The organism is Pseudoalteromonas sp. NEC-BIFX-2020_002, from assembly GCF_013002825.1.
In the GTDB taxonomy this organism is placed as follows: Bacteria; Pseudomonadota; Gammaproteobacteria; order Enterobacterales; family Alteromonadaceae; genus Pseudoalteromonas; species Pseudoalteromonas neustonica.
Map to the genome: position 1 here is coordinate 1 of NZ_JABEPJ010000048.1, position 802 is coordinate 802.

Here is an 802-nt window from a genome sequence, read left to right on the forward strand (position 1 = left end):
TGCCCTAATTCAGGTAACCAGTGTAAGTAACTTTGCGTGGTTCTAATGTCACTGTGACCAAGCTGGTGTTGAAGTTGATGAAGTGGCATACCTGATTCAAGTTGATGTGTTGCATAAGCATGGCGTAATACATGTGGATTACAGTGCTTTAAACCACACGCTTGTGCGTGTTTTCTCAATGGCTTCCTGAAGGTCGATGCTGACATAGGTTTATCCATTAACAATCGCGAGTAAAACATCCAGCCCGTTGGGTGATACATTTTCCAATAACAACGTAATTGATTTAGCACGCTATCTGATACAACAACATAGCGTGACTTATCTCCTTTACCATGTTCAATTAAAATGGTTTTACGCTGTCCATCGATGTCTTGCACTTTGATGCGCAGCAGTTCGCCAATACGCAAACCACATCCATAACACACCACTATCAATGTTTTTAAGCGCATATCCGTGCAACTTTCTATAAGTCGTCGAATATCATCACGCGATAAATAAGTAGGTGCCCGAGGTTTTGCTTTAGGCAAGGCTATGTCTAAGTTCAGTGGGCGATGTAAAATATTCTTAAACAAGAACCAAATGCTGTTTATCTGTACTTTTTGGCTTGCTCTAGAAAGTTTACGAATAGCGGGATCTTTAAAAAAGATATTCAGCTCATCATCAGCAATTAAATCAAGTGGTTTATTAAAATAATGGCTGAGTTTAAGTAAATGCTCGCAGTAACTTTTACAGGTACTTTGTGAATAACCAAGATAGGCTATTTCAGTTTTGACTTGTTCAATGAGTGTATTCATGACTTACC

1 protein-coding gene is annotated in these 802 nt (G+C 39.0%); it reads right to left on the reverse strand.

The window, feature by feature from the left end; genetic code table 11:
• Positions 1 to 794: tyrosine-type recombinase/integrase (locus HJP15_RS21585; RefSeq protein WP_170174633.1), on the reverse strand; the 794-nt coding region annotated here is incomplete at its 3' end.
• Positions 795 to 802 lie beyond the last annotated feature (8 nt).